Source organism: Roseateles sp. (assembly GCF_036486225.1).
GTDB lineage: Bacteria > Pseudomonadota > Gammaproteobacteria > Burkholderiales > Burkholderiaceae_C > Roseateles.
Genome location: NZ_DASVNZ010000060.1, coordinates 1 through 23538, shown reverse-complemented (window position 1 = coordinate 23538; position 23538 = coordinate 1). Strand labels below are relative to the sequence as shown.

Annotated in this window: 18 protein-coding genes and 1 tRNA gene; 3 read left to right on the top strand and 16 right to left on the bottom strand. The window is 67.1% G+C overall.

The features are described from left to right. Positions 1 to 16: 16 nt before the first annotated feature. The 3 genes from VF536_RS04825 to VF536_RS04815 all read right to left on the bottom strand — a co-directional run bounded on the left by VF536_RS04825 (position 17) and on the right by VF536_RS04815 (position 3063). Positions 17 to 883: an ABC transporter ATP-binding protein gene (locus tag VF536_RS04825; RefSeq protein ID WP_331613668.1), complete on the bottom strand. Its 867-nt coding sequence runs from the start codon at positions 881 to 883 to the stop codon at positions 17 to 19. Further along, positions 880 to 2037 carry an ABC transporter permease gene (locus VF536_RS04820; RefSeq protein WP_331613667.1) on the bottom strand — a complete coding sequence of 386 codons (1158 nt, stop codon included), beginning with the start codon at positions 2035 to 2037 and terminating at the stop codon, positions 880 to 882. The genes VF536_RS04825 and VF536_RS04820 overlap by 4 nt, the downstream gene beginning before the upstream one ends. Positions 2038 to 2100: 63 nt before the next feature. Continuing rightward, positions 2101 to 3063: a LytTR family DNA-binding domain-containing protein gene (locus VF536_RS04815; RefSeq protein WP_331613666.1), complete on the bottom strand. Its 963-nt coding sequence runs from the start codon at positions 3061 to 3063 to the stop codon at positions 2101 to 2103. 135 nt (positions 3064 to 3198) lie between these two features. Between VF536_RS04815 and VF536_RS04810 the strand changes: the two genes are divergently transcribed. Beyond that, complete coding sequence (locus VF536_RS04810; RefSeq protein ID WP_331613665.1) at positions 3199 to 4434, top strand: acyltransferase family protein; 1236 nt, start codon at positions 3199 to 3201, stop codon at positions 4432 to 4434. 13 nt (positions 4435 to 4447) lie between these two features. On the opposite strand, the gene VF536_RS04805 is transcribed toward VF536_RS04810, so the two are convergent. From VF536_RS04805 to VF536_RS04745, 13 genes are all read right to left on the bottom strand, one after another. Beyond that, positions 4448 to 4524 (bottom strand) — tRNA-Pro (locus VF536_RS04805). A gap of 34 nt (positions 4525 to 4558) precedes the next feature. Next, the gene (locus VF536_RS04800; protein WP_331613664.1) at positions 4559 to 5020 is read right to left on the bottom strand and encodes a MerR family transcriptional regulator; all 462 of its coding nucleotides are present in this window, start codon (positions 5018 to 5020) and stop codon (positions 4559 to 4561) included. A 40-nt stretch (positions 5021 to 5060) separates the two neighbouring features. Next, positions 5061 to 5426: an integration host factor subunit alpha gene (locus tag VF536_RS04795; RefSeq protein ID WP_331613663.1), complete on the bottom strand. Its 366-nt coding sequence runs from the start codon at positions 5424 to 5426 to the stop codon at positions 5061 to 5063. Between the two features lie 17 nt (positions 5427 to 5443). Next, positions 5444 to 7858: a phenylalanine--tRNA ligase subunit beta gene (gene pheT, locus VF536_RS04790; protein WP_331613662.1), complete on the bottom strand. Its 2415-nt coding sequence runs from the start codon at positions 7856 to 7858 to the stop codon at positions 5444 to 5446. A gap of 39 nt (positions 7859 to 7897) precedes the next feature. Beyond that, positions 7898 to 8935: a phenylalanine--tRNA ligase subunit alpha gene (pheS, locus tag VF536_RS04785; protein ID WP_297530917.1), complete on the bottom strand. Its 1038-nt coding sequence runs from the start codon at positions 8933 to 8935 to the stop codon at positions 7898 to 7900. A 207-nt stretch (positions 8936 to 9142) separates the two neighbouring features. Further along, positions 9143 to 9499: a 50S ribosomal protein L20 gene (rplT, locus tag VF536_RS04780; RefSeq protein ID WP_067275752.1), complete on the bottom strand. Its 357-nt coding sequence runs from the start codon at positions 9497 to 9499 to the stop codon at positions 9143 to 9145. A gap of 26 nt (positions 9500 to 9525) precedes the next feature. Then, the gene (gene rpmI, locus VF536_RS04775; protein WP_088403518.1) at positions 9526 to 9729 is read right to left on the bottom strand and encodes a 50S ribosomal protein L35; all 204 of its coding nucleotides are present in this window, start codon (positions 9727 to 9729) and stop codon (positions 9526 to 9528) included. A gap of 153 nt (positions 9730 to 9882) precedes the next feature. Then, entirely contained in the window at positions 9883 to 10428 is a 546-nt protein-coding gene (gene infC / locus VF536_RS04770) for a translation initiation factor IF-3 (protein WP_297530927.1), read from the bottom strand. Between the two features lie 68 nt (positions 10429 to 10496). Beyond that, positions 10497 to 12422, bottom strand: a complete 1926-nt coding sequence (gene thrS, locus VF536_RS04765) for a threonine--tRNA ligase (RefSeq protein WP_331613661.1) — start codon at positions 12420 to 12422, stop codon at positions 10497 to 10499. 205 nt (positions 12423 to 12627) lie between these two features. After that, positions 12628 to 13710, bottom strand: coding sequence for a phospholipase (locus VF536_RS04760; RefSeq protein ID WP_331613660.1), 1083 nt, complete (start codon positions 13708 to 13710; stop codon positions 12628 to 12630). A gap of 67 nt (positions 13711 to 13777) precedes the next feature. Next, on the bottom strand, positions 13778 to 15970 hold the full coding sequence (locus VF536_RS04755) for a TonB-dependent receptor (protein WP_331613659.1): 2193 nt from the start codon (positions 15968 to 15970) through the stop codon (positions 13778 to 13780). Positions 15971 to 16283: 313 nt separating this feature from the next. After that, positions 16284 to 18623: a Tex family protein gene (locus VF536_RS04750; protein WP_331613657.1), complete on the bottom strand. Its 2340-nt coding sequence runs from the start codon at positions 18621 to 18623 to the stop codon at positions 16284 to 16286. 51 nt (positions 18624 to 18674) lie between these two features. After that, positions 18675 to 20384 (bottom strand): acyl-CoA dehydrogenase family protein, encoded by a 1710-nt coding sequence (locus VF536_RS04745; protein WP_331613655.1) that lies wholly within the window; start codon positions 20382 to 20384, stop codon positions 18675 to 18677. Positions 20385 to 20799: 415 nt separating this feature from the next. Between VF536_RS04745 and VF536_RS04740 the strand changes: the two genes are divergently transcribed. After that, positions 20800 to 22632 carry a M4 family metallopeptidase gene (locus tag VF536_RS04740; protein ID WP_331613654.1) on the top strand — a complete coding sequence of 611 codons (1833 nt, stop codon included), beginning with the start codon at positions 20800 to 20802 and terminating at the stop codon, positions 22630 to 22632. 95 nt (positions 22633 to 22727) lie between these two features. Next, positions 22728 to 23538 (top strand): M28 family peptidase (locus tag VF536_RS04735; protein ID WP_331613652.1); only part of this gene is annotated, 811 nt, incomplete at its 3' end.

The window sequence follows — 23538 nt, the reverse complement described above, 5'->3', positions numbered from 1 at the left end:
CGACGGTCCGTCGCGCTCAGGCGGGCATCTCGTCGCGGTGCTGCAGCGCGTCGCGGTAGCTGCGCAGGTTGTCCGCGGCGCAGCGGTCCGTGTGGCCGAGGAAGAAGTTGCGGATGAACGGGTGCTTCTGCTTGACCACCAGCTCCAGCGGCCCGTGCGCGATCAGGTGCTGGTCCGCCAGCACCGCCACGCGATCGGCGATCGCGAACAGCGTGTCCACGTCGTGCGTGACCATCACCACCGTCAGCGCCATCTCGCGCCGCAGGCTTTCGATCAGCTGCACGAAGTTCTTCGAGCTGGCCGGATCGAGACCGGCGGTCGGCTCGTCCAGGAACAGCAGTTGCGGATCCATGATCAGCGAGCGCGCCAGCGACACCCGCTTGATCATGCCGCCCGACAGTTCCGCCGGCATCTTGATGCCGTCCTCCGGCTTGAGGCCGACCTGCTGCAGCTTGGTCATCACCAGCTCCGCGATCAGGTCCCGGGGCAGGCTCTTGAGCTCGCGCAGCGGCAGCGCGACGTTGTCGAACACCGACAGCGCCGAGAACAGCGCGCCCTGCTGGAACAGCACGCCCCAGCGGTGACGGACCTGCGCGAGGTCGGTCGCCTCGCACTTGCCCAGCTTGTGGCCGAAGACCAGCACCTCGCCCTCGCTGGGCCGCTCCAGGCCCAGCATCAGCCGCAGCAGCGTCGTCTTGCCGCTGCCCGAGCCGCCGATGATGGCCAGCACCTCGCCGGCGGTGACTTCCAGGCTCAGGTCCTTGTGGATGCGCACGCCGCCGAGCACCGTGCCGACGTGCCGCACCTCGATCACCGGATCGCCCGGCTGGACGTTCAGTTCCTCGACGGCATCGGCCGAGGTCGGTTCGATACATCCGCTCATGCTTTCAACCCCACGTCGGAGAACATCACCGCGAAGATCGCGTCCACGATGATGACCACGGTGATCGCGCTCACCACCGAATCGGTGGTGCCGGTCCCGAGGCTTTCGCTGTTCGGCTTGATCCGCAGCCCGAAATGGCAGGCCACGAACGCGATCATGAGCCCGAACACCGCCGATTTGGCCAGTCCCAGCCACAGGTTGGCCACCGGCACGGCAGCCGGCAGGCCTTGCAGGAACTGCACGTAGTCCAGGCCCAGCGTCGCCCGCGCGGCGATCATGCCGCCGAGCAGCACCATGCTGCTGGTCCAGGTCATGACCAGGGGCAACGACAGTGCCAGGGCCACCATCTTGGGCACGACCAGCCGGATCGTGTGCGAGATGCCCATCACCGAGAGCGCGTCCAGCTCCTGCGTCACCCGCATCACGCCGAGCTGCGCCGTCATCGCCGAGCCGCTGCGCCCCGCCACCAGGATCGCCGCGAGCAGCGGCCCCAGCTCGCGCCAGACGCTGATCCCGAGGATGTTGATCACGTAGATGTCGGCGCCGTAGCTCTGCAGCTGCTTGGCGGTCAGGTAGGACAAGGTGATGCCGACCAGCACGCCCACCAGCGCCGTGATGCCCAATGCCTGCGCGCCGCTGCGGTAGATGTGGGCGGAGATGTCCTTCCACGCGATCAGGTTGGGATGACGGGCCAGCGTGCCGAGGTCGCGCGTGACCTGGCCGAGCAGCGCGGTCGCGTCCAGCAGATGGCTGGCCAGGTTGAGCAGACCCTGCCCGAACTGGCGCACGTTCTGCGCACGCGGGGGCCGGGCCGGTTTGCCCTGCTTGCTGCCCAGCCGCGCGAACAGCGCCTGGAACATGTCCGCCATCGGTGCCGGCGGCCAGCGCAGATCTTCCGGCTGCCGGCGCCCCCAGGCCTGCCACAGCAGCAGCGCGCCGGTGGGGTCGAGCCGGCGCACCGCGCTGAGGTCCCACGACACGTTGGCCGTCGGCACGTCGCCGAGTTCACCGCGCAGCGCCTCGACGCGTTCGCGCAGCGCCAGCAGCGTCCAGTCGCCCTCCAGCCGCGCCCGGATGCGTCCGCCCTCGCCGGACTCGCGCAGCAGGCGCGGTGACGGGTCGGCGACGTCGTGAGTTTCCAGAGGGGCGTCCATTGGGGTCAGAGCATAGCCTCGCGAGGGCCCTCCGGTGAACCCGGCGGACAGGAGTTCGCCCAGTCAGACAAGACGCTGCCGCAGACGCTCCAGGTAGGTGCGGCTGCAGGGCACGCGACTGCCGTCCCGCAGGCGGAGATGGGCATCGCCAGCCTCGGTGGGCTCGATGGCGTCGATCAGGCTCAGTCGCACCAGGTAGCCGCGGTGCACGCGCACGAAGGCCGCCGGATCCAGGCGTTGCTCGAAGGCGCCCAGGCTGCTGCGCAGCGGGTAGTCGTGCTGCTGCCGGCGCAGGTTCACGTAGTTGCCGCAGGCCTGCACCCACTCGATCTCGTCGATCGGCAGCAGGAACTCCTTGCCGAGCTTCTTCACCAGCAGGCGCTCGGGCAGCGCGGGCGAGACCGCGGCCGGCGCGTCCCGCCGTTCGGGCGTCGACGAGGCAGGCAAAGACGAAGCGGGCAAAGAAGCTTCGGGCGGACGCGGCGCGGGGGCGGGCTCCGGCGGCTGCGGCGGCTGCGGCGGCTCCGCCAGCAGGCTCGCCTCGCCTTGCCAGCGCCACACGAACAACCGGTACGCTCCGGCGATCACCAGGATGAAGGCGTAGCTGCGGACGTCCTTCAAGGCTTCGTAGAACAGCTCGAGCGGCCAGTTGCCGAAGTCGTAGACGGCGTCCTGCGTCGCATATGCCAGCTTGCGCAGCGCCACCATGCCCAGGACGTGCGCGAGGCTGGTCATGAGTGCGAAGAGCACATGCCACGGCAGATGCCGCTGCAGCACGCCCCAGCGCAGCGGTTTCGTATCCGCCGCACGGACGATCCACGGGATCAGCACCATCCAGACGAGGGCGCTGGAGAACTCCCAGACCGCCGGCTCCCAGGTGTCGAACCGCAGTCCGGCGCGGCGGATGTCCAGGTTGGTCGTGATCGTGTTTGCCAGTGCCGAACCGAGCAGCAGCGCGCTCCAGAGCGCGCGCTCGACCCAGCGCCGCCGCGTCAGATAGATCCCCAGCCACTTGTCCTCGGTCATGGCGGCGCAGTGTAGGCGCGCACGGGGCCCGCAGCCCGCGCGAACGGCCCCTGGGACGGGGCGGGTCGTCACCGGACGGGGGCGGTTCGTCACATTCCGTGCGCAGGCGTCGGTTCGGCGGCGAAGCTGCGCCCCATGAACACCCCCTCCCTCCCCTCACGCGGCACGGTGTCGAGTTCGCGCCTGACCGAACTCGACTGGCTGCGCGTCATCGCCTTCGGCCTGCTGATCCTCTACCACTCGGGCATGTTCTACGTGAGCTGGGACTGGCACGTGAAGTCGCCGCGACTCGTCCCCGCACTCGAGGCCTGGATGCTCTGGCTGAACCCGTGGCGCATGTCGCTGCTGTTCCTGATCTCCGGCGCGGCCACCGCGTTGATGGCGGGACGGACCGACGGCGCCAACGGCCTCGTCGCTTCACGCAGCAAGCGATTGCTGCTGCCGCTGCTGTTCGGGATGACGGTGATCGTGCCGCCGCAGGCCTATCTGGAAGTCGTCGAGAAGCTCCATTACGCCGGCAGCTATGGCGATTTCCTGACGCTCTACTTCCAGGCGTATCACGGCTTCTGCCGCGGCGACGACTGCCTCAAGCTGCCGACCTGGAATCACCTCTGGTTCCTGCCCTACCTGTGGGCCTACACCGTGATCGTGCTGCTGGCGCTGCACCTGCGCGCCGCACGCGACCTGTTCGCCCATGCGGCATGGCGCCAGGTCGTGGCCGGAGGCCGCCTGCTGTGGGTGCCATGGCTCGTGTTCGCACTGCTGCGCCAGCAGTTGCTGGAGCGCTTCCCCAGCACGCACGACCTCGTCCATGACTGGTACCAGCACGGCGTGTACTTCGCGGTGTTCCTGCTGGGCTTCGCGCTCTACGGCAGCCGCGACGACCGCCATGGCGCCTGGGAGGCCGCGCGACGTCTGCGCTGGATCGCGCTCGTCGGTTATGTCGTGGTGCAGTTGCTGTCGCAGACGCTCACGAGCGAGTGGCGGCTCGCACACGGCGACGACTTCCCGGAGTGGCTGCTCATGGCGCTGCGCGCGCTCAACGCGGGCAAGCAATGGCTGCCGATCGTGGCGGTGCTGGGCTTCGGCAGGCAGTGGCTGGCCGACCGCGATTCGCCGCTGCTGCGCTGGCTGACGCTGGCCGTGTTCCCGTTCTATCTGGTCCACCAGACGGTGACGGTGATCGCGGGACACCTGCTGGCACCGCTGCAATGGCCGCTGGCCATCGAGGCCGCGGCGCTCGTGGCGATCACGGCGCTGGGTTGCCTGCTCGCCGCGCTGCTGGCGATGCGCGTGAACCTGCTGCGCCCGTGGATGGGGCTGAGCCCGGAAAGCAAAAAGCCCGGCATCTTGCGATACCGGGCTTCCTGATTCTTCTTATAAATGGTCGGGGCGGCGGGATTCGAACTCGCGACCCCTTGCACCCCATGCAAGTGCGCTACCAGGCTGCGCTACGCCCCGACTAAGCCTTAGATTCTATACGTATTCGAGAGGCTCATGCAAGCAAACTCTCTCGAATCGCCAACAACTCGTCCCGGACCTGTTCCAGGGTGAGTTTCTCGAGCGACACCGACGTGTGCGCCGCGCTGTGCGCAACGTCCGCCGCTAATGCGCGCGACGCTTCGCGATGATCACGGTACACATCGCGCTGCGCGGACGCCAGCGCTTCCGCGCGGAACTCCTGCGCGTTGGTCACGAGGTGCGTCGAGTCGATCAGCTGATTGCGTGCACCGCTGATCGTGAAGCCCTGGTCGTAGAGCAGATCGCGGATGCGGCGGATCAGCAGCACTTCATGGTGCTGGTAATAGCGCCGGTTGCCGCGCCGCTTCATCGGCTTGAGCTGCGTGAACTCCTGTTCCCAATAGCGGAGCACGTAGGGCTTCACGCCGCACAGCTCGCTCACCTCACCGATGGTGAAGTAGCGCTTGGCAGGAATGGCGGGAAGCTGGACGTCCATGGGAATCAGCGGCTCCGGCAGCGGCGGGAAGGGTCAGACTCTACTCGAAGTCACCACCCGAAGGCGTGTTGCCTTGGACGGCTTCTTTCAATTTGTGACTCGCATGAAACGTCACGACGTTGCGGGCCGCAATCGGGATCGCTTCGCCGGTGCGCGGGTTGCGGCCGGGTCTCGGCGCCTTGCGCCGGATGTTGAAGTTGCCGAAGCCCGACAGCTTCACTTCGCGGCCGCTGGAGAGGCTCTGATGAATGATGTCGAAGAAGGCCTCGACCATGTCCTTGGACTCGCGCTTGTTCAAGCCGAGCTTGTCGAACAACAGCTCCGCCAGCTCGGCCTTGGTCAGCGTGGGCGTCTCCAGACTGCCGAGCAGCACGCGCGCCTGCTCCTTCAGATCGTCATCACTCATGGGTGTCCTCCCCTCCCTCAGCCTCGCAGGCGCGCGCCGAGACTTTCGCCCAGCTGCGCCACCACCTTCGCCACCGCCTGCTCGATGCGTTCGTCGGTCAGCGTGTTCTCGTCATCGAGCAGCTCCAGGCGCACGGCCAGGCTGCGCTCGTTCGCCTTCAGCTCCGCCGTCGGTTGGGCCGGCTTGAAGACGTCGAACAGACGCGCAGAGCGTACCAGGGCTTCGCCGCTGGCTTCGATCGCCCGGATGAGGGAGGCGTAGGTCACTTGCTCATTGACGATCAGCGCCAGATCGCGTTGCACCGCCTGCAGGCGAGGCACGCCCTGACCCTGCGGCAGCGTGCGCGCCAGCACCGCGTCCAGCGACAGCTCGAACAGGACCGGCGCGCTCGGCAGTTCGTAGCCTTGACGCCACTTCGGATGCAGTTCGCCGACGACGCCGATGGCCGCGCCGTCCAGCAGCACGCGGGCGCTGCGGCCCGGATGCAGCGCCGGATGCTCGGCCGCTTCGAAGCTCAGCACGCGCGGCGCGAACAGCGCCTCGAGGTCGCCCTTCACATCGAAGAAGTCGACCGCACGGTCCTTCTGCGCCCATTGCTGCTGGTCCGCCGGGCCCCAGGCCAGGCCGGACAGCCGCATCGGCTGCGCGATGCCGGCGATGGTGGTGTCGCTTTCCTGCACCGACGCGTCGCGCAGGAACACGCGGCCGATCTCGAAGACGCGCACGCGCGGCGACTTGCGCGCCAGGTTGTTGCGCAGCGCCTGGACCAGCGAGCCCATCAGCGAGGTGCGCATCACCGCCAGCGGCGCGGCGATCGGGTTCAGCAGCTGGATCGGGTTGGCGTTGCCGGCGAGCTCCTGCTCCCAGCGCGCCTCCACGAAGCTGAAGTTGATCGTCTCGAAGTAGCCCAGGCCGGCCATGGCATGGCGCAGCGCGTGCGTCGCGCGGCGCGACTCCGAGCCCACCTTGCCGACCACCGGCGCCAGCGGCGGCGTCGACGGCAGCTTCGGATAACCCAGCACGCGGATGACTTCCTCGATCAGGTCTTCCTCGATCTGGATGTCGAAGCGGAAGGTCGGCGGCGTCACCGTGATCACGCCGGGGGTCGAGGTGAATTCCAGGCCCAGACGCTTGAACACGCCTTCGCAGTCGGCCTGCGTCACCGGCATGCCGATGACCTTGGCGGCGCGATCGACGCGCAGCGCGACCGGCTTGCGCTCGGGCAGCTGCGTGGTCTGGTCGTCCATCGGACCCGCCTCGCCGCCGCAGATCGATTGGATCAGCTGCGTGATGCGTTCGATGTGATCGACGGTGCCGGCCGGATCGACGCCGCGTTCGAAGCGGTGGCCCGCGTCGGTCGAGAAGTTGAAGCGGCGCGAACGCCCCATGACCGCCTTCGGCCACCAGAACGCGGCTTCGACGTAGATGTTCTTCGTGTCGTCGGAGACGGCGGTGGCGTCGCCGCCCATGATGCCGGCCAGCGACTCGACCTGCTCACGATCGGCGATCACGCCGACGGTGGCGTCGACTTCGATCGTGGTGCCGTTCAGCAGCTTGAGCTGTTCACCCGGCTTGCCCCAGCGGACGATCAGCTCGCCGTGGATCTTGTCGAGGTCGAAGATGTGGGACGGGCGGCCCAGCTCGAACATCACGTAGTTCGAGATGTCCACCAGCGGCGACACCGAACGCTGACCGCAGCGGGCCAGGCGGTCGACCATCCATTGCGGCGTCTTCGCCGTCGTGTCGACGTTGCGGATCACGCGGCCGGAGAAACGGCCGCACAGGTCGGCGGCTTCGACGCGCACCGGCAGCTTCGCGTCGGTGGCGACGACGGCCGGCTTGATCTCGGGCGCGAGCAGCGGTGCGCCGGTCAGCGCGGACACTTCACGCGCGACGCCGTAGACGCTCAGCGCATGCGCCAGGTTCGGCGTCAGCTTCAGCGTGAACAGCGTGTCGTCCAGGTTCAGGTGCTTGCGGATGTCCTCGCCGATCGTCGCGTCCGCAGCCAGCTCCAGCAGACCGCCGTGGTCCTCTGCGAGCTTCAGCTCGCGGGCCGAGCACAGCATGCCGAAGCTCTCGACGCCGCGCAGCTTGCCCTTGCCGATCTTGAACGGCTTGCCGTCCTCGCCAGGAGGCAGCTCCGCACCGATCGTGGCCAGCGGCACGCGGATGCCGACGCGCGCGTTCGGCGCGCCGCAGACGATCTGCAGCAGCTCCGGACCACCGGCGTTGACCTTGCAGACGCGCAGGCGGTCGGCGTCCGGATGCTGCACGGCCTCGACGATCTCGGCCACGACGATGCCGTGGAACGGCGGCGCCACCGGGCGCAGCTCTTCCACTTCCAGGCCGGACATGGTCAGCAGTTCGGCCAGTTCTTGGGTGTTCAGCGCGGGGTTGCAGAAGGCCCGCAGCCAGGACTCAGGGAATTGCATGGGGTTCTCTCTTGCTCTCTAGGCGACCGGGGGCTCGATTTACTTGAACTGCGACAGGAAGCGCAGGTCGCCGTCGAAGAACAGACGCAGGTCGCTGACGCCGTAGCGCAGCATGGCCAGGCGGTCGATGCCCGAGCCGAAGGCGAAGCCGATGTAGCGCTCGGGATCGAGGCCCATGTTGCGGATCACCTGCGGATGCACCTGGCCGGAGCCGGACACTTCCAGCCAGCGGCCCTTCAGCGGACCGGAGCCGAACATCATGTCGATCTCGGCGCTGGGCTCGGTGAACGGGAAATAGCTCGGACGGAAGCGGATCTCCATGTCCGTCGTCTCGAAGAACTGCTGCATGAAGTTCACGTAGACGGACTTCAGGTCCTTGAAGCTGATGTTCTCGCCCACCCACAGGCCTTCGACCTGGTGGAACATCGGCGAATGCGTCGCGTCGCTGTCCACGCGGTAGGTGCGGCCAGGGGCGATCACGCGGATCTCGGGCATGGGCTGACCGGCGTCGATCAGCGCGCGATGCTTCTTGACGTGCTGCACCGCGTAGCGGATCTGCATCGGACTGGTGTGCGTGCGCAAGACATGACCCCCTTCGATGTAGAAGGTGTCGTGCATCGAGCGCGCCGGATGATCTTCCGGCGTGTTGAGCGCGGTGAAGTTGAACCAGTCGTTCTCGATCTCCGGACCGTCGGCGACGTCGAAGCCCATCGAGCCGAAGATCGCCTCGATGCGCTCCATCGCGCGCGTGATCGGGTGCAGACCGCCGGTGCCGCGCTGGCGGCCGGGCAGCGTGACGTCCAGCGCCTCGGCCTTGAGCTGCTTCTCGAGCTCCGCATCCGCCAGCGCCTGACGGCGCGCGGTCAGCGCCGCCTCGATGCCCTGCTTGAGCTGGTTGATCTGCGCGCCGCGGGTCTTCTTCTCCTCGACGGGCAGGCTGGCCATGCCCTTCATCAGCTCGGTGACCTGGCCGGTCTTGCCCAGGAAACGCGCCTTGGCGTTCTCCAGGTCGGCGGGAGTCGTGGCAGCGGCGAATTCGCCGGTCGCCTGGTGCAGCAATTGATCGAGGTCGTTCATCGCGGGGCGTCGACGGAGCGTCGGCGGCGTTGGCGGAAGTCGGATGGCACAGCGGTGGAATGGCGAACATCGCACCATCCGTCACCATTGCGCCGGAATGAAAAAAGGCCGAACACGTGGGGTGTCGGCCTTTGAAAAAGGCAGCCCCGGCAGGACCGGAGCGGCCAGTCCGCCCGCCGGCGAGCACCGGCGGGTGGACCTTGGCTATCAAGCCAGAGCGGCCTTCACCTTGGCGAAGATGCTGGCGAAACCAGCAGGGTCGTTGACGGCGAGGTCGGCCAGGACCTTGCGGTCGATGTCGATCTCGGCCTTCTTCAGACCGGCCACAAACTTGCTGTAGCTCAGACCCAGGCCACGGCTTGCCGCGTTGATACGGGCAATCCACAGCTGGCGGAACACGCGCTTCTTGGCACGGCGGTCACGGTAGGCGTACTGGCCCGCCTTCATCACCGCCTGCTTGGCGATGCGGAAGACGTTCTTGCGACGACCACGGAAGCCCTTGGCCAGAGCCAGGACCTTCTTGTGACGAGCACGTGCGGTTACACCACGTTTGACGCGAGGCATGTTGTATCTCCTTGTCTACTGCTGGATTACAGACCAGCGAAGGGCAGCATCGAAGCGATGTGGCCCATGTTGGTCTCATGCACGGTCGTGGCGCCGCGAAGCTGGCGCTTGTTCTTCGTGGTCTTCTTGGTCAGGATGTGGCGCTTGAACGCCTGACCGCGCTTGACGGTGCCACCCGGACGAACGCGAAAACGCTTTTTCGCGCTGCTCTTGGTCTTCATCTTGGGCATGACTGCTCCTTCTATGGGCGTCCCTCCAGGCGACCGCGGGTGACCGCGGTACTTGACCGGCCTGCAGGAGACTAATAAGCCCGCCGACGACCAGATCGGCGGGCTGAAACTGAGACGGGGCCTCATCGGCCCCGCCGGGATTCTCTCAGACGCTCAGCGCTTCTTCGGCGCCAGCACCATGATCATCTGGCGGCCTTCGAGCTTGGGCATGTGCTCGACCACCGCCACGTCCGCCAGTTCGTCACGGATGCGCTCCAGCATGCGCATGCCGATGTCCTGGTGGGTGATCTCGCGGCCGCGGTAGCGCAGCGTGACCTTGCCCTTGTCGCCGTCCTCCGCGATGAAGCGGCGCAGATTGCGCATCTTGATCTGGTAGTCGCCCTCGTCCGTGCCCGGACGGAACTTGACTTCCTTGACCTCGATGACCTTCTGCTTGGACTTGGCTTCCGCAGCGCGCTTCTGCTCCTGGTACTTGAACCTGCCGTAGTCCATCAGCCGGCAGACCGGCGGGACGGCCGTGGCGGCGATTTCAACCAGATCGACGTCCAGCTCACCGGCCATCCGGAGCGCTTCCTGGATCGAGACGATGCCGATCGGCTCGTTCTCGGGGCCATTGAGACGGACTTCAGAAGCGATGATTTCGCGATTCAGGCGGTGCTTGCGCTCGGGAATCGCACGACGGTCAGCAAAAGTAGCGATGGTGGTTACCTTTAGGCGGGCCTTGGCAAGGGTCCGTATTGATCAGTACAACGCAAAAAGCGCCCGACTCAGGCCTTGTCCGCGATGGCGGTCGAGAGCTTCGAAACGAAGTCCTCCAGCGACATCACGCCCAGATCCTGGTTGCCTCGGGCGCGCACTGCGACTGCGCCGTTCGCCTTTTCCTTGTCGCCGACGACAAGGATGAACGGCACCTTTTGCAGTGAATGCTCGCGGATTTTATACGTGATTTTCTCGTTGCGCAAATCTGCCTGGACCCTAACCCCTTGTTTTTGCAGCGATTTCACAATGCTGGAAACGTAGTCCGATTGGGCGTCGGTGATATTGGCGACAACCACCTGCGTCGGAGCGAGCCAAACCGGCAGCGCGCCGGCGTGCTGCTCGATCAGAATCCCGATGAAACGCTCCAGGCTGCCGACGATCGCGCGGTGCAGCATCACGGGCGTGTGACGCTCGCCGTCCTCGGCGACGTACTCGGCGCCCAGGCGCGCAGGCATCGAGAAATCGACCTGCATCGTGCCGCACTGCCACTGGCGGCCGATCGCGTCCTTGAGGGTGTATTCGATCTTCGGACCGTAGAAGGCGCCATCGCCCGGGGCGATGATGAACTCGACGCCCGAAGCGCGCAGCGACTCCATCAGCGCGAACTCGGCCTTGTCCCACACCTCATCCGAACCGATCCGCGCGTCGGGGCGCGTCGCGACCTTGTAGATGATGTTGTCGAAGCCGAAGTCCTTGTAGACCTTCTGCAACAGCGCGGTGTAGGCCACGCACTCGGCCAGGATCTGGTCTTCGGTGCAGAAGATGTGGCCGTCGTCCTGCGTGAAGCCGCGCACGCGCATGATTCCGTGCAGGCCGCCGGTCGGCTCGTTGCGGTGGCACTGGCCGAACTCGCCGAAACGCAGCGGCAGGTCACGGTAGCTCTTGATGCCGTGCTTGAAGATCAGGATGTGGCCGGGACAGTTCATCGGCTTGAGCGCGTAGTCGCGCTTCTCCGATTCCGTCGTGAACATGTTGTCGCGGTACTTGTCCCAGTGGCCGGTGGCCTCCCACAGCGTCTTGTCCAGCAGCTGCGGACCCTTCACTTCCTGGTAGCCGTTGTCGCGGTACACGCGGCGCATGTACTGCTCGACCTCCTGCCAGATCGTCCAGCCCTTGGGATGCCAGAACACGACGCCCGGCGCGTGCTCGTCGATGTGGAACAGCTCCAGGTCCTTGCCGAGCTTGCGGTGGTCGCGCTTCTCCGCTTCCTCCAGCATGCGCAGGTAGTTCGCGAGGTCGTCCTTGGTCGCCCAGGCCGTGCCGTAGATGCGCTGCAGCTGCTCATTGCGATGGTCGCCGCGCCAGTAGGCGCCGGCCACCTTCATCAGCTTGAAGAACTTCAGCTTGCCCGTCGACGGCACGTGCGGGCCGCGGCAGAGGTCGGTGAAGCCGCCCTCGGCGTACAGCGACACATCCTGGTCCGCCGGGATGCTGGCGATGATCTCGGCCTTGTAGGCCTCGCCGATGCCCTTGAAGTACTCGACGGCCTCATCGCGCGGCAGCACCGAGCGCGTGACCTTCTCGTCCTTCTTCGCGAGCTCGCCCATCTTGGCCTCGATCGCCGCCAGGTCGTCCGGCGTGAACGGACGCTTGTACGAGAAGTCGTAATAGAAGCCGTTCTCGATGACCGGGCCGATGGTGACCTGCGCGTCGGGGAACAGCTCCTTGACCGCATAGGCCAGCAAGTGGGCCGTCGAATGGCGGATGACGTCCAGCCCGTCCGGATCCTTGTCCGTGACGATGGCCAGCTGCGTGTCCTGATCGATGAGGAAGCTGGTGTCGACGACCTTCGCGGCGTCGCCCGAGCCGACGCGGCCGGCGAGCGCCGCCTTTGCCAGGCCCGTGCCGATGGAGGCCGCGACTTCGGCGACGGTCACCGGTTGCGGGAACTCGCGCTTGGAGCCGTCGGGCAGTTGGATGGAGATGTGGGACATGAGGGGGAACTCCAGAAAACAAAAAAGCGCGACCACGTGCCGCGCTTTTTCTGGGGTGCTGACTTTTTCCGGACAGCTGATGAAAGACGTGACGAGCCGCGGTCGCTCAAACCTTCGCAGTGGAGGTGGTAGTCCGCGGTGTCATAACCATGTCGCCTTTCCCGGTCCTTGTTGGAAAAAGAAAAAAGGAGGCCGCCAGTGTAGCTCAGAGCGCCTGGATGTCGAGGCTCGGACGGGCGCAGGCTTCGCGGAACTCGTCCCGCAGCCGCTCGCCTTCGCGGACGGCGCGCAGCCAGTCCCGGGCGCGACCGGGGACGTCGTTCAGGTAGCGCTGGAAGTCGTTGCGATCGGGCAGCTTGCCGTTGGGCAGCGTCTTCACCCACTCGGGGTTGGGCGTGAGCAGCACGACGTTGTCGAGGAAGGCGCTGGTCCGATGCCGATGCTTGAGCGCCTTGTCGAGCCAGCCCGGCACGACGCTGGCCTGGAAGTGCGGATACAGCGCGATGCCGTCGCCGACCATCGCGGCATAGTTGAGATGCAGGTGGTAGTCGGTGATGCCGCCGTCCCAGTAGGCGCCGGCGGGGGCGCCTTCGATGTCGTGCACGGCCTGCAGCCAGAACGGGATGGAGCAGCTCGCCAGGAGGCTGGGCTTGAGGTTGCCCGCGTCCAGCGCCACCTGCCGGCTGCGGTAGTCGGCCAGCGGCATCGGCAACGGTGAGCGCTTGTCGGAGAACACCACCCGCTCCAGCCAGGCGCCCATCGCGCGGCGCGACATCGCATTGGCCGCGAACGCGCCCAGATAGCCGAGTGGCGTGCGCAAGCGCCCTTCCCGCCCGAGCACATGCTTGCCGCGCGAGGTGAACACATGCAGCCGGAACTGCGGATGCGACAGCACCTCGGCCTCGCGGCCGCCGAAGATCTCGCCGAGTTTCGCGGCGAACGCGCGCGAAACCGTCGCGGCGGTCGGTCGCTTGCCGGGCGCCGACTCGTAGTCCTGATAGGCGTAATCGTGGGCGAGCCGCTCGAACTCGGCGTTCGCCTGCGCGGCGTCGCGGGTCAGGCAGGCGGTGGCCATGCGCCAGGCGCCGATGGAGGCTCCCAGCAGATGGACCTCCTGACCGCCGGACGGCAGGAACTCGCCGAAGAGATGCGCGTCGAGCGCGCTGAGCACCAGCCCCTTCGGGCCGCCGGCGGCGCCTGGCACGACGCGAACGTCGGCGGCACGCAGGCCATGGTCGCGCAGCCGTTGGCGCGCACGGGGTCCGGCGAGGATCTGCAAGGCCTGCATCGGGCGGGTCGTCCTTTCAAAACGGAGGCGCCCGACGCGGCCATTCAGCCAATCCCTCGCGAAGGGATCAAAGCTTCATTTCCAGATTCAACTGGAACCACGGCTTCAGACCGCGCCCCGTGGCGTAGAACTGATCACCGGGCAACTGGGTCTCGGCCCGGGCGTCGAGCGGGAACAGATTATTGGCCGAGAAGCGCACCGAGGTCTTCGGACTGACGATCCACTGGGCGAAAACGTCCAGCCCGCGGTTGCGCGAGTATTCGACGCTCTGACGATCGGTCTGGCGCACCGTGTAGACCGGCGTGTAGTTCAGGTTGGCGCCGGTGGTGACCGGGATGCTGCTGAAGCGATAGTCGAAGCCGAGGTTGGCGGTCCAGGGCTGCTGCTGGTCCAGGCGGTTGTCCGGACCGTCCACGGCCTTCACGCGCGAGCGGTAGGCGCTCACGGAGCCGCGCAGGTTCAACGGCAGCTTGGGCTCGAACAGCGACGGGAAGAGTTCCCCCGCGCGACCCTTCAGCTCCAGCTCGATGCCGCTGGTGGTGGCGCTGGAGAAGTTCATCGGCCGGATCACATAGCGCGGGAATGGCACGAGCGCGGTGGGCGCGTCCAGCGTGACGACGTTGCGGATCAACTGGCTGATGTTGCGATGGAAGACGCCGACGCTGAAGAGGCTGCCGCCGGTGAGGTACTTCTCGTAGGCGACGTCCAGGCCGGTGGCCAGCTCCGGCTTCAGCGACGGATTGCCGACGCGGTCCGGGTTGAACTCGTCGTTGGTGCCGTCGGGCTTCTGGAACTTGCTGTTGAGCGTGTAGCGACCCAGCATCTGCGTCAGCTCCGGTGCCTTGTAGCTGCGGGTGATGCTGGCGCGGATCATGTCGCGCCCCTTCGGGTCGAGCTTGTAGGTCAGGTGCCACAGCGGCGACAGCACGCTGGAGCTGTTGCGCGCGTCGGTGCCGACACCGCGGCTCGTCGTCACGATCTGTTCATGGCGCAGGCCGAAGTAGGTCGACCACTGCGGGTTGATCTCCCATTCATCCTGGATGAAGTAGGCCTGACGGCGGATGCGCGCGCCGAAGTTCTCGCCGTTCAATCCGGGAAGCTGCTCCTCGCCGCCGACCAGCGTGTTGCGGATCTCGTCGCGCTTGCGGAACTCGAAGTCCCAGCCGACCGTCACCGTGTGCTCCTCGCCGAGGATGTGGCTGTACTTGCCGGCCTGCGTCAGGCTGCGGTCGCGGCTGTCGAGCAACGCATCCACCGGATCGTCGACCGGACGCGTGCGATTCTCGATGTGGTTCTTGGCGTCCTGCACGCCGGCCTTCAGCTCCCACTTCTGGGTCTCGCTGAAGCGGTTGTTCCACGCCAGGTTGGCGCGCAGCATCTGCCAGGTGCCCTTGTTGTCGGCGTTGTCGTCCAGGCGTGTGCCGTCGCTGTAGACCGCATCCTGAGTCAGCCGCACCGAGTTGTTCCAGAAGCCCTTCTGCGCGAAGCCGATCAGCGACACGGTCTCGTCGTCGCTGAGTTTCCAGGTCGCGCGCGGCGCCGAATTGAAGCCGTGACCCCAGTTGCGCATCTTCCCGTGCTGCATCGCGACGACGGGATCGCCGTCCACGTCGGTGGCGCTGCGCTCCGTCGTGGACTTCATTTCCTGCAGCCACTGGAAAGCCGACAGCGGCACCGACACCGACACCGGCCCGAAGCGCTCGCCGTAGGTGAAGGTGGCCGACGGCACCGGATGATTGATGTTGTAGCCGGCACCGACGCGCAGGTCGCGCTGCGACATCTTCGGCGCTTCCTTGAGGATGATGTTGATCGCACCGGCGACGGCCTGCGCGCTCTGATCGGCGCTCGGGCCCTTGGTGAGCTCGATGCGCTCGACCTGCGCAGGATCCAGCTGGTCCAGCTTGAAGCCGGGAGGCGCCGGATCGCCGTTGATCAGGATCAGCGTGTAGCCCGAGCCCAGCCCGCGCATGCGCGGCGCACCGTCGGACACGTTCACGCCAGGCAAGCGCTTGAGCACGTCGGCGACGCTGGTGTCGCCGTACTTGTCGAGCTCGTCCCGGCCATAGATCTGCTTGGCGACCGGCGCGCGGCGACGAAGCTCGGAATCCGTGTTCCGGCCCGTGATCTCCACACGGTCCAGCCGCTTGCCCGACGTCGGCTCATTGCCCATCCCCGGCGGGGCGTCCTGCGCCCACACGGCAGCAGGCACAGCAGTCAGGCAGACAAGGGCACAGGCCCTGGCGATGGCGTGGGTCTTCAAGGGAACTCCCGAGGATTTGGTGTCGACACCTTGCAGGTCTGTCGACTTTTGTCTTTGACGGTAAACGGCGCGCAGCGTAGCCGTACGCCGCCCGTTTCGACACCTCAGGTGCGACCGGCCGCGAAAAATGTGGGATCAAACGCGGTCAGGCGCCGTGGACGGCGTCCGACTTCTTCGACCGAGCACGATCGGGACGACCGCAGCCCCTTTTCTCCATGTCCCCCTTCGTAACCCTCCCGGGTAACGAATTCCTCCTAATACTTCCGAAAAGGGGCAGCGGTCGCCCCGATCCGAGGCATCGAGGCGGTGCCGGTCAGCGCTTGAGCTTCGCGAAGGCCGCTGCCATCGCGTTGCCGCCCGTGGGCTGGGCGTCACGCGCGCCGGGTGGGCGAGCACCGCCCTGACGCTCGTTGCGTCCTGCAGGTCGGAAGCTGTTGTCCGGCTTCGAGCCGCCGCGCGGCGCCTGCGCGTCGAGCTTCATCGTCAACGAGATGCGCTTGCGGGCCAGATCGACCTCCAGCACTTTCACCTTGACGATGTCGCCCGTCTTGACGACCTCGCGGGCATCGTTGACGAACTTGTTGGCCAACTGGCTGACGTGGATCAGACCGTCCTGATGCACGCCCAGATCGACGAAGGCGCCGAACTGCGCGACGTTGGACACCGTGCCTTCCAGCACCATGCCCTCCTTCAGATCCTTGAGATCCTCGACACCCTCATTGAAGCGCGCCACCTTGAAGTCCGGACGCGGATCGCGCCCCGGCTTCTCCAGTTCGCCGAAGATGTCCTTGACCGTGATGGCGCCGAAGCGCTCGTCGGCGAAGGCCTCCGGCTTCAGCGCGCGGATCACGTCGGACTTGCCCATCACGTCAGCAATCGGACGCTGGACCTGCGCCAGGATGCGCTCGATGACCGGATAGGTCTCGGGATGCACGCCGCTGACGTCGAGCGGGTTGTCGCCGTCTCGGATGCGCAGGAAACCCGCCGCCTGCTCGAAGGTCTTCGGGCCGAGACCCGTGACGTCCAGGAGCTGCTGACGATTGCGGAAAGCGCCGTTGGCGTCACGCCAGCGCACGATCGAATTGGCGACGCTCGCCGACAGGCCCGACACGCGCGACAGCAGCGGCGCGGAGGCCGTGTTCAGGTCGACGCCGACCGAGTTCACGCAGTCCTCGACGATGGTGTCCAAGGTGCGAGCGAGCTCGCTCTGGTTGACGTCGTGCTGGTACTGGCCGACGCCGATCGACTTCGGATCGATCTTCACCAGCTCGGCCAACGGATCCTGCAAGCGACGCGCGATCGACACGGCGCCGCGCAGCGACACGTCCAGATCCGGCAGTTCCTTGGACGCGAATTCGGAGGCCGAGTAGACCGACGCGCCCGCTTCGCTGACGACGACCTTCTCGATGACCGTGTCGGGCGCCATCGACTGGATGCGCTTGATGAGGTCGGCGGCGAGCTTGTCGGTCTCGCGCGAGGCGGTGCCGTTGCCGATCGCGATGAGGTTGACGCCGTGCGTCGCGCACAGACGCCCCAGCACGTGGATCGCCCCTTCCCAGTCGCGCTTGGGCTCATGGGGATAGACGGTCGAGGTGTCCAGCACGCGGCCGGTATCGCTGACGACCGCTACCTTCACGCCGGTACGGATGCCCGGGTCCAGGCCCATGACGACGCGCTTGCCGGCCGGCGCAGCCAGCAGCAGGTCGCGCAGGTTCTCGGCGAAGACCTTGGTGGCGACCTTCTCGGCTTCCTCGCGCAGGCGCCCGAAGAGATCGCGCTCCAGGCTCAGCGAGAGCTTGACCTTCCAGGTCCAGGCGACGGTCTTGCGGATCAGCTCGTCACCGGCGCGCTTGCCGTGGCTCCAGCCGAGGTGGCGCGCGATGCGGCCTTCGGCGAGCGAGGGCTGGCCGAGGACAACTTCCTCGTCGAGCGCCAGCTTGGCATCGAGGAACTCCTGCGTGCGACCGCGGAAGACGGCGAGCGCGCGGTGCGAGGGCACGGTGCGGATCGGCTCGGCGTAGTCGAAGTAGTCGCGGAACTTGGAGATGTCGGGGTGGTTCTCGTCCTTGCCGTCCATCAGCTTGGATTTGAAGAGCCCCTCCTCCCACAGCCATTCGCGCAGCTTGCCGATCAGCAGGGCGTCTTCGGCCCAGCGCTCGGACAGCAGATCGCGCACGCCGTCCAGCACCGCGAAGGCATCGGCGAAACCGGCGTCCGGGTTGAGGAAGGCGCCGGCTTCGGCCATCGGATCCAGCGAGGGATCGGCGAACAGCTTGTCGGCGAGGGGCTCCAGGCCGGCCTCACGGGCGATGAGGCCCTTGGTGCGACGCTTCTGCTTGTACGGGAGGTAGAGGTCTTCCAGCTCCTGCTTGGTCGGCGCGGCGGCGATGGCGGCGGCGAGTTCGGGGGTGAGCTTGCCCTGCTCCTCGATGCTCTTGAGCACGGCCTCGCGCCGGTCCTCGAGCTCGCGCAGATAGCTCAGGCGAGCCTCGAGTTCGCGCAGCTGGATGTCATCGAGGCCGTCGGTGGCCTCCTTGCGGTAGCGGGCGATGAACGGGACGGTGGCGCCGCCGTCGAGCAGCGTGACCGCGGCGTTGACCTGAGCCGGGCGAACCTTCAGTTCGGCGGCAATCTGAAGCAGGATCTTGTCCAAAACAGCGACGGGCCAGAAGCCCAGAGAGCAACGAAAGCGGGCAAGTTTAGGTCACGCGGGGAAGGCTCTCAGCAACAGGGCATCGACATCGACAGTGCGCGCATCGAGCATCCCGGCGACCGCCCCCCATTGCGGGTCGAACCGGCTGGCGACGAACGCATCGGCGACGAAGCCGGGGGCGTGCTGGCGCAGCAGCGCGGCCTGGGCCAACAGCACCAGGCGCGTCGCGAAGCGGCGACCCAGCGCTTCCAGTTGCTCCGGCGGCGTGGCCAGCAAGCCGCGCAGCGCGTCAAGCTCAGCCCGCAGTGCGCGGTCGTCGCCGACATCCGCCTCAAGCTCGTCGAGCAGCGCCAGGAAGGCCTGCGGATCGCGCGCCACGGCGCGCATCACATCCAGGCACATCACGTTGCCCGAGCCTTCCCAGATCGAGTTCACCGGCGCCTCCCGGTACAGACGGCCCATGACGCCGTCGTCGATGTAGCCGTTGCCGCCGAGGACTTCCATCGCCTCGCCGGTAAGCTCGACCGCGCGCTTGCAGACCCAGAACTTCGCCGCCGGCGTGACCAGCCGCATCCAGGTGCGCTCGCGCGGATCGTCCTGATGCTCGAAGGCATGCGCCAGTCGCAGGCTCAACTGCATCGCGGCCTCGCTCTCGAGCGCGAGGTCCGCGAGCACGGCGCGCATCAGCGGTTGCTCCGCGAGCCGCTTGCCGAAGGCCCGGCGGTGCCGCGTGTAGTGCAGCGCCTGCACCAGCGCCTGCCTCAACATCGCCGCACTGCCGACGACGCAGTTCAGCCGCGTGTAGGTCGCCATCTCGATGATGGTCGGGATGCCGCGGCCCTCCTCGCCCATCAGCACGCCGTAGGCGTCCTGGAACTCGACCTCCGAGCTGCTGTTGCTGCGGTTGCCGACCTTGTCCTTGAGGCGCTGCACGTTGACGGCGTTCTTCGTTCCGTCGGGCCGCCAGCGCGGCACGAAGAAGCAGCCCGGCGCGCCGTCCGGCGTCTTGGCGACGACCAGGTGCGCATCGCACATCGGCGCGGAGAAGAACCACTTGTGCCCGGTGAGGCGGTACTCGCCGCCGCGACCGCCCCCGCCCCCGTCACGGTGCGCGACCGGCTCGGCGCGCGTGGTGTTGGCGCGCACGTCGGACCCGCCCTGCTTCTCCGTCATGCCCATGCCGAGCCAGATCGAGCGCTTCTGCGCGAGGGGCAGGTCTCGCCCGTCGTACTCGGTGCTGAACAGTTGATCGCGCAGCGTGTCCCACAGCTGCGGCTCGCGGCGCAGCACCGGGATGCTGGCCTGTGTCATCGTCGCGGGACAGAGCGTGCCGGCCTCGACCTGCCCGTGCAGGTAGAAACCGGCCGCCCACGCGGCCCAGCGGCCGGGCCGCTCGTCGCGGAACGGCATCGCGACCAGATCCGCCCCGCGGTACATCGCGAGCAGTTCATGCCAGCCCGCGTCGAACTCGACGCGATCGATACGGCGGCCGCGCTTGTCGAAGCTGTCCAGCGTCGGTGTGACGCGGTTGATGCGCTCGGCGATCGCGTAGGTCTCGGAACGCCCCAACTCGGTCGCGTACGCGTCCAGGCCCGGCACGAAGGCCTCGGCACCGGCGCGCGCGAGCGCCTCCTTCAGCGCAGGATCGGTCTCGAGCAGCGAGTAGCCGCTGAGCTCGTCGACCTGGTTGGTGACCTCGTGGGTGCGCCACCCGGAGGCCGGGTCGGCACGGTCCGGATCGACATCGGCGGCGGTATGCATGGGGTTCGTCTCCATGGGCGTCATGGTGTGCGTCTCCTGATACGTCCCCGGTTTCCAGCATGTCCTCTGGATCAGGGTCGCGGTGATGCGGATCCTCGCCTATCGCGCGTACGCCAGCCACCGACGTGCCCGAAAACCTGGTTGCAAGGGTTACACCGGCTGTAAGGCCTGACAGTCCGAACCGGCCGCCGGAGCCCCTACATTCGCCCAGTCGTCCGGACCACCCACAACCGACCTCGGGCCCTCCGAGGCACCCGGCGACACCTCGGGACGCGGCGCCAGCCGCACCTCCAAGAACATCTGACACGGCCTCACCACTGGGTCGCGAGCAGAGGGGGCCGTCCCGTTCCTACCTGAGCGAGCACGGCCATTTCTTCGGGAGATCTGATCGATCCATCACGAAAGAAAGAGGCTTATGTCTAAGGTTTCCACACAGGCATCCATCCAGCGCGTCCTGCGCGCCACCCTGTTCGCCGCCGCGGCCACCGCCGCCTGCCAGGCGATCGCCGCGGACCGCGTCCTGCTCGACGACGCGTCCCCCGTCAACACGCAGATGCGCGCCTCCAGCGCCGCGCCGCAGTCCGCCGCCACGGCGCTCGGACTCGGCGCCAGCGACCTGCAGGCGGTGCGCAGCCAGACCTACGCCGGCGGCAAGGTCGTCACGCGTCACCAGCAGTACTACCAAGGCGTCCCGGTGTGGGGCGAAGGGGTGGTCGAGAGCAACGACGCCGGCGCCTCGCGCTTCTCCGGCAGCATGCTGGCCAACATCCAGCAGGACCTGCCCACCGCGCAGGCCAGCCTGACCTCGCAAGGCGCGCTGGCGCAGGCCAAGGGGGCCATCAACGCCGCGATCACCGAGAACGAACAGGTCAAGCTCTACGTCCGGCTGAACCAGAACAACAAGGCCCAGCTGTTCTACCTGGTGTCCTTCGTGCGCCACGACGCGAAGCAGCCGAGCCGCCCGCACTTCATGATCGACGCCACCACCGGCGCGGTGCTGGAGCGCTGGGAAGGCCTGGCCCACAAGGACGCGACCGGCCCCGGCGGCAACGCCAAGACCGGCCGCTATGAGTACGGCACCGACTACCCGCCCCTGAAGGTGACCGACACCTGCCAGATGAATTCCGGCAACGTCGTCACCGTCAACCTCAACGGCAGCACCGGCGCCAGCAACACGCCCTTCCAGTTCACCTGCTCGCGCAACGAGTACAAGCAGATCAACGGCGCCTACTCGCCGCTGAACGACGCGCACTACTTCGGCGAGATCATCTTCAAGATGTACGGCGACTGGTTCAACATCCGTCCGCTGACCGGCACGCTGTACATGCGCGTGCACTACGGCAGCAACTACGAGAACGCGTTCTGGGACGGCACGGCGATGAGCTTCGGCGACGGCCGCACCACCTTCTATCCGCTGGTGTCGCTGGACGTCTCCGCGCACGAGGTGAGCCACGGCTTCACCGAGCAGAACTCCGGTCTGACCTACTCCGGCCAGTCGGGCGGCATGAACGAAGCCTTCTCCGACATGGCCGGCGAAGCCGCCGAGTACTACCGCAACAACGGCAGCAACGACTGGCTGGTGGGCGCGCAGATCTTCAAGGGCTCGGGCGCGCTGCGCTACTTCGACGATCCGACCCGTGACGGCAGCTCCATCGGCAACGCGGCCGACTACCGCAGCGGCATGGACGTGCACTACTCCAGCGGCGTCTACAACAAGGCCTTCTACCTGCTGGCCACCAAGCCGGGCTGGAACACGCGCAAGGCCTTCGAGGTGATGGTCGACGCCAACCGCCTGTACTGGACCGCCAACAGCACCTTCAACCAGGGCGCCTGCGGCGTGGAGACGGCCGCGACCAACCGCGGCTACGCCAAGGCCGACGTGACCGCCGCCTTCGCCAGCGTCGGCGTGAGCTGCTCCGGCACCACGCCGCCGCCGACCGCGACCCCGCTGACCAGCGGCGTGCCGGTGTCCGGCATCTCGCTGGCCAAGGGCGCGACCAAGCTCTACAGCATCACCGTGCCGGCGGGCCGCACGACGCTGACGGTCAAGCTGTCCGGCGGTTCGGGCGACGGCGACCTGTACGTCAAGCGCGGCTCCGCGCCGACGACCACGACCTACGACAAGCGCTCGATCGGCTCGACCAACGCCGAGACGATCAGCTTCTCGGCGCCGACGGCCGGCGTGTACTACGTGCTGGTCAGCGCGTACGCGACGGTCAGCGGCGCCTCGCTGGTCGGGACCTACTGATCCCCGCCTGATCGACCACTGACCGACCCCGGCGCGCCGCCCCGCGCGGCGCGCCGGCTTCGCCATTCCTGGAACGACTCCGGAGAGAACACCCCATGCGTTCATTCCTCACCATCACCGCGGTGTGCGTCGGCCTGGCCGCGCTCACGCCCGCCTACGCAGGCGACAAGGTCTGGATCAGCCTCGGCGACGCCGCGCTGGCCCAGTTGCAGAAGCACCGCCCGGCCGCGCGCGCCGTGGCCAGCGTCAAGGCCGACGCCGCGCAGGACGCGTCGGCGCTGTCCTTCGCGGCCAAGCCCGAGGGCATCCATCTGGTCGAGGTCGACGAGGACGCGCTCGCCTCGCTGAGCCACTCGATCCACGAGGAACTGCGCCGCTGCGGCGGCTACATGTACCACCCGAGCCAGGAGGCCGGCCTGGCCTCGCTGCAGCGCCACAGCACGCCGGGCACTTCGCAGCGGCTGGCCGCCGCGCTCGCCGCGACGCGACCGAGCTACACGATCGACCAGCAGGCCGTCGTGACGCCGATCCTGGCGCAGATGCAGGCCAGCAACATCGGCCAGACCATCGTCGACCTGTCGGCCAACATCAACCGCTACTACACGAGCAGCAGCGGCGTGGCGGCGTCGAACTGGCTCAAGCAGAAGTGGGCGACGCTGGGCGCGGGCCGCAGCGACATCACCGTCGAGCAGTTCACCCACGCGGGCTGGGCGCAGAAGTCGGTGATCGCGACGATCCAGGGCTCCGACAACGGCAGCGAAGTGATCGTGATGGGCGCGCACCTGGACTCGATCAACCAGTCCGGCGGCTCGGGCGAGACGATGCGCGCCCCGGGCGCCGACGACGACGCCTCCGGCGTGGCCAGCCTGACAGAAGTGCTGCGCGCACTGGTGCAGGCCAACTACA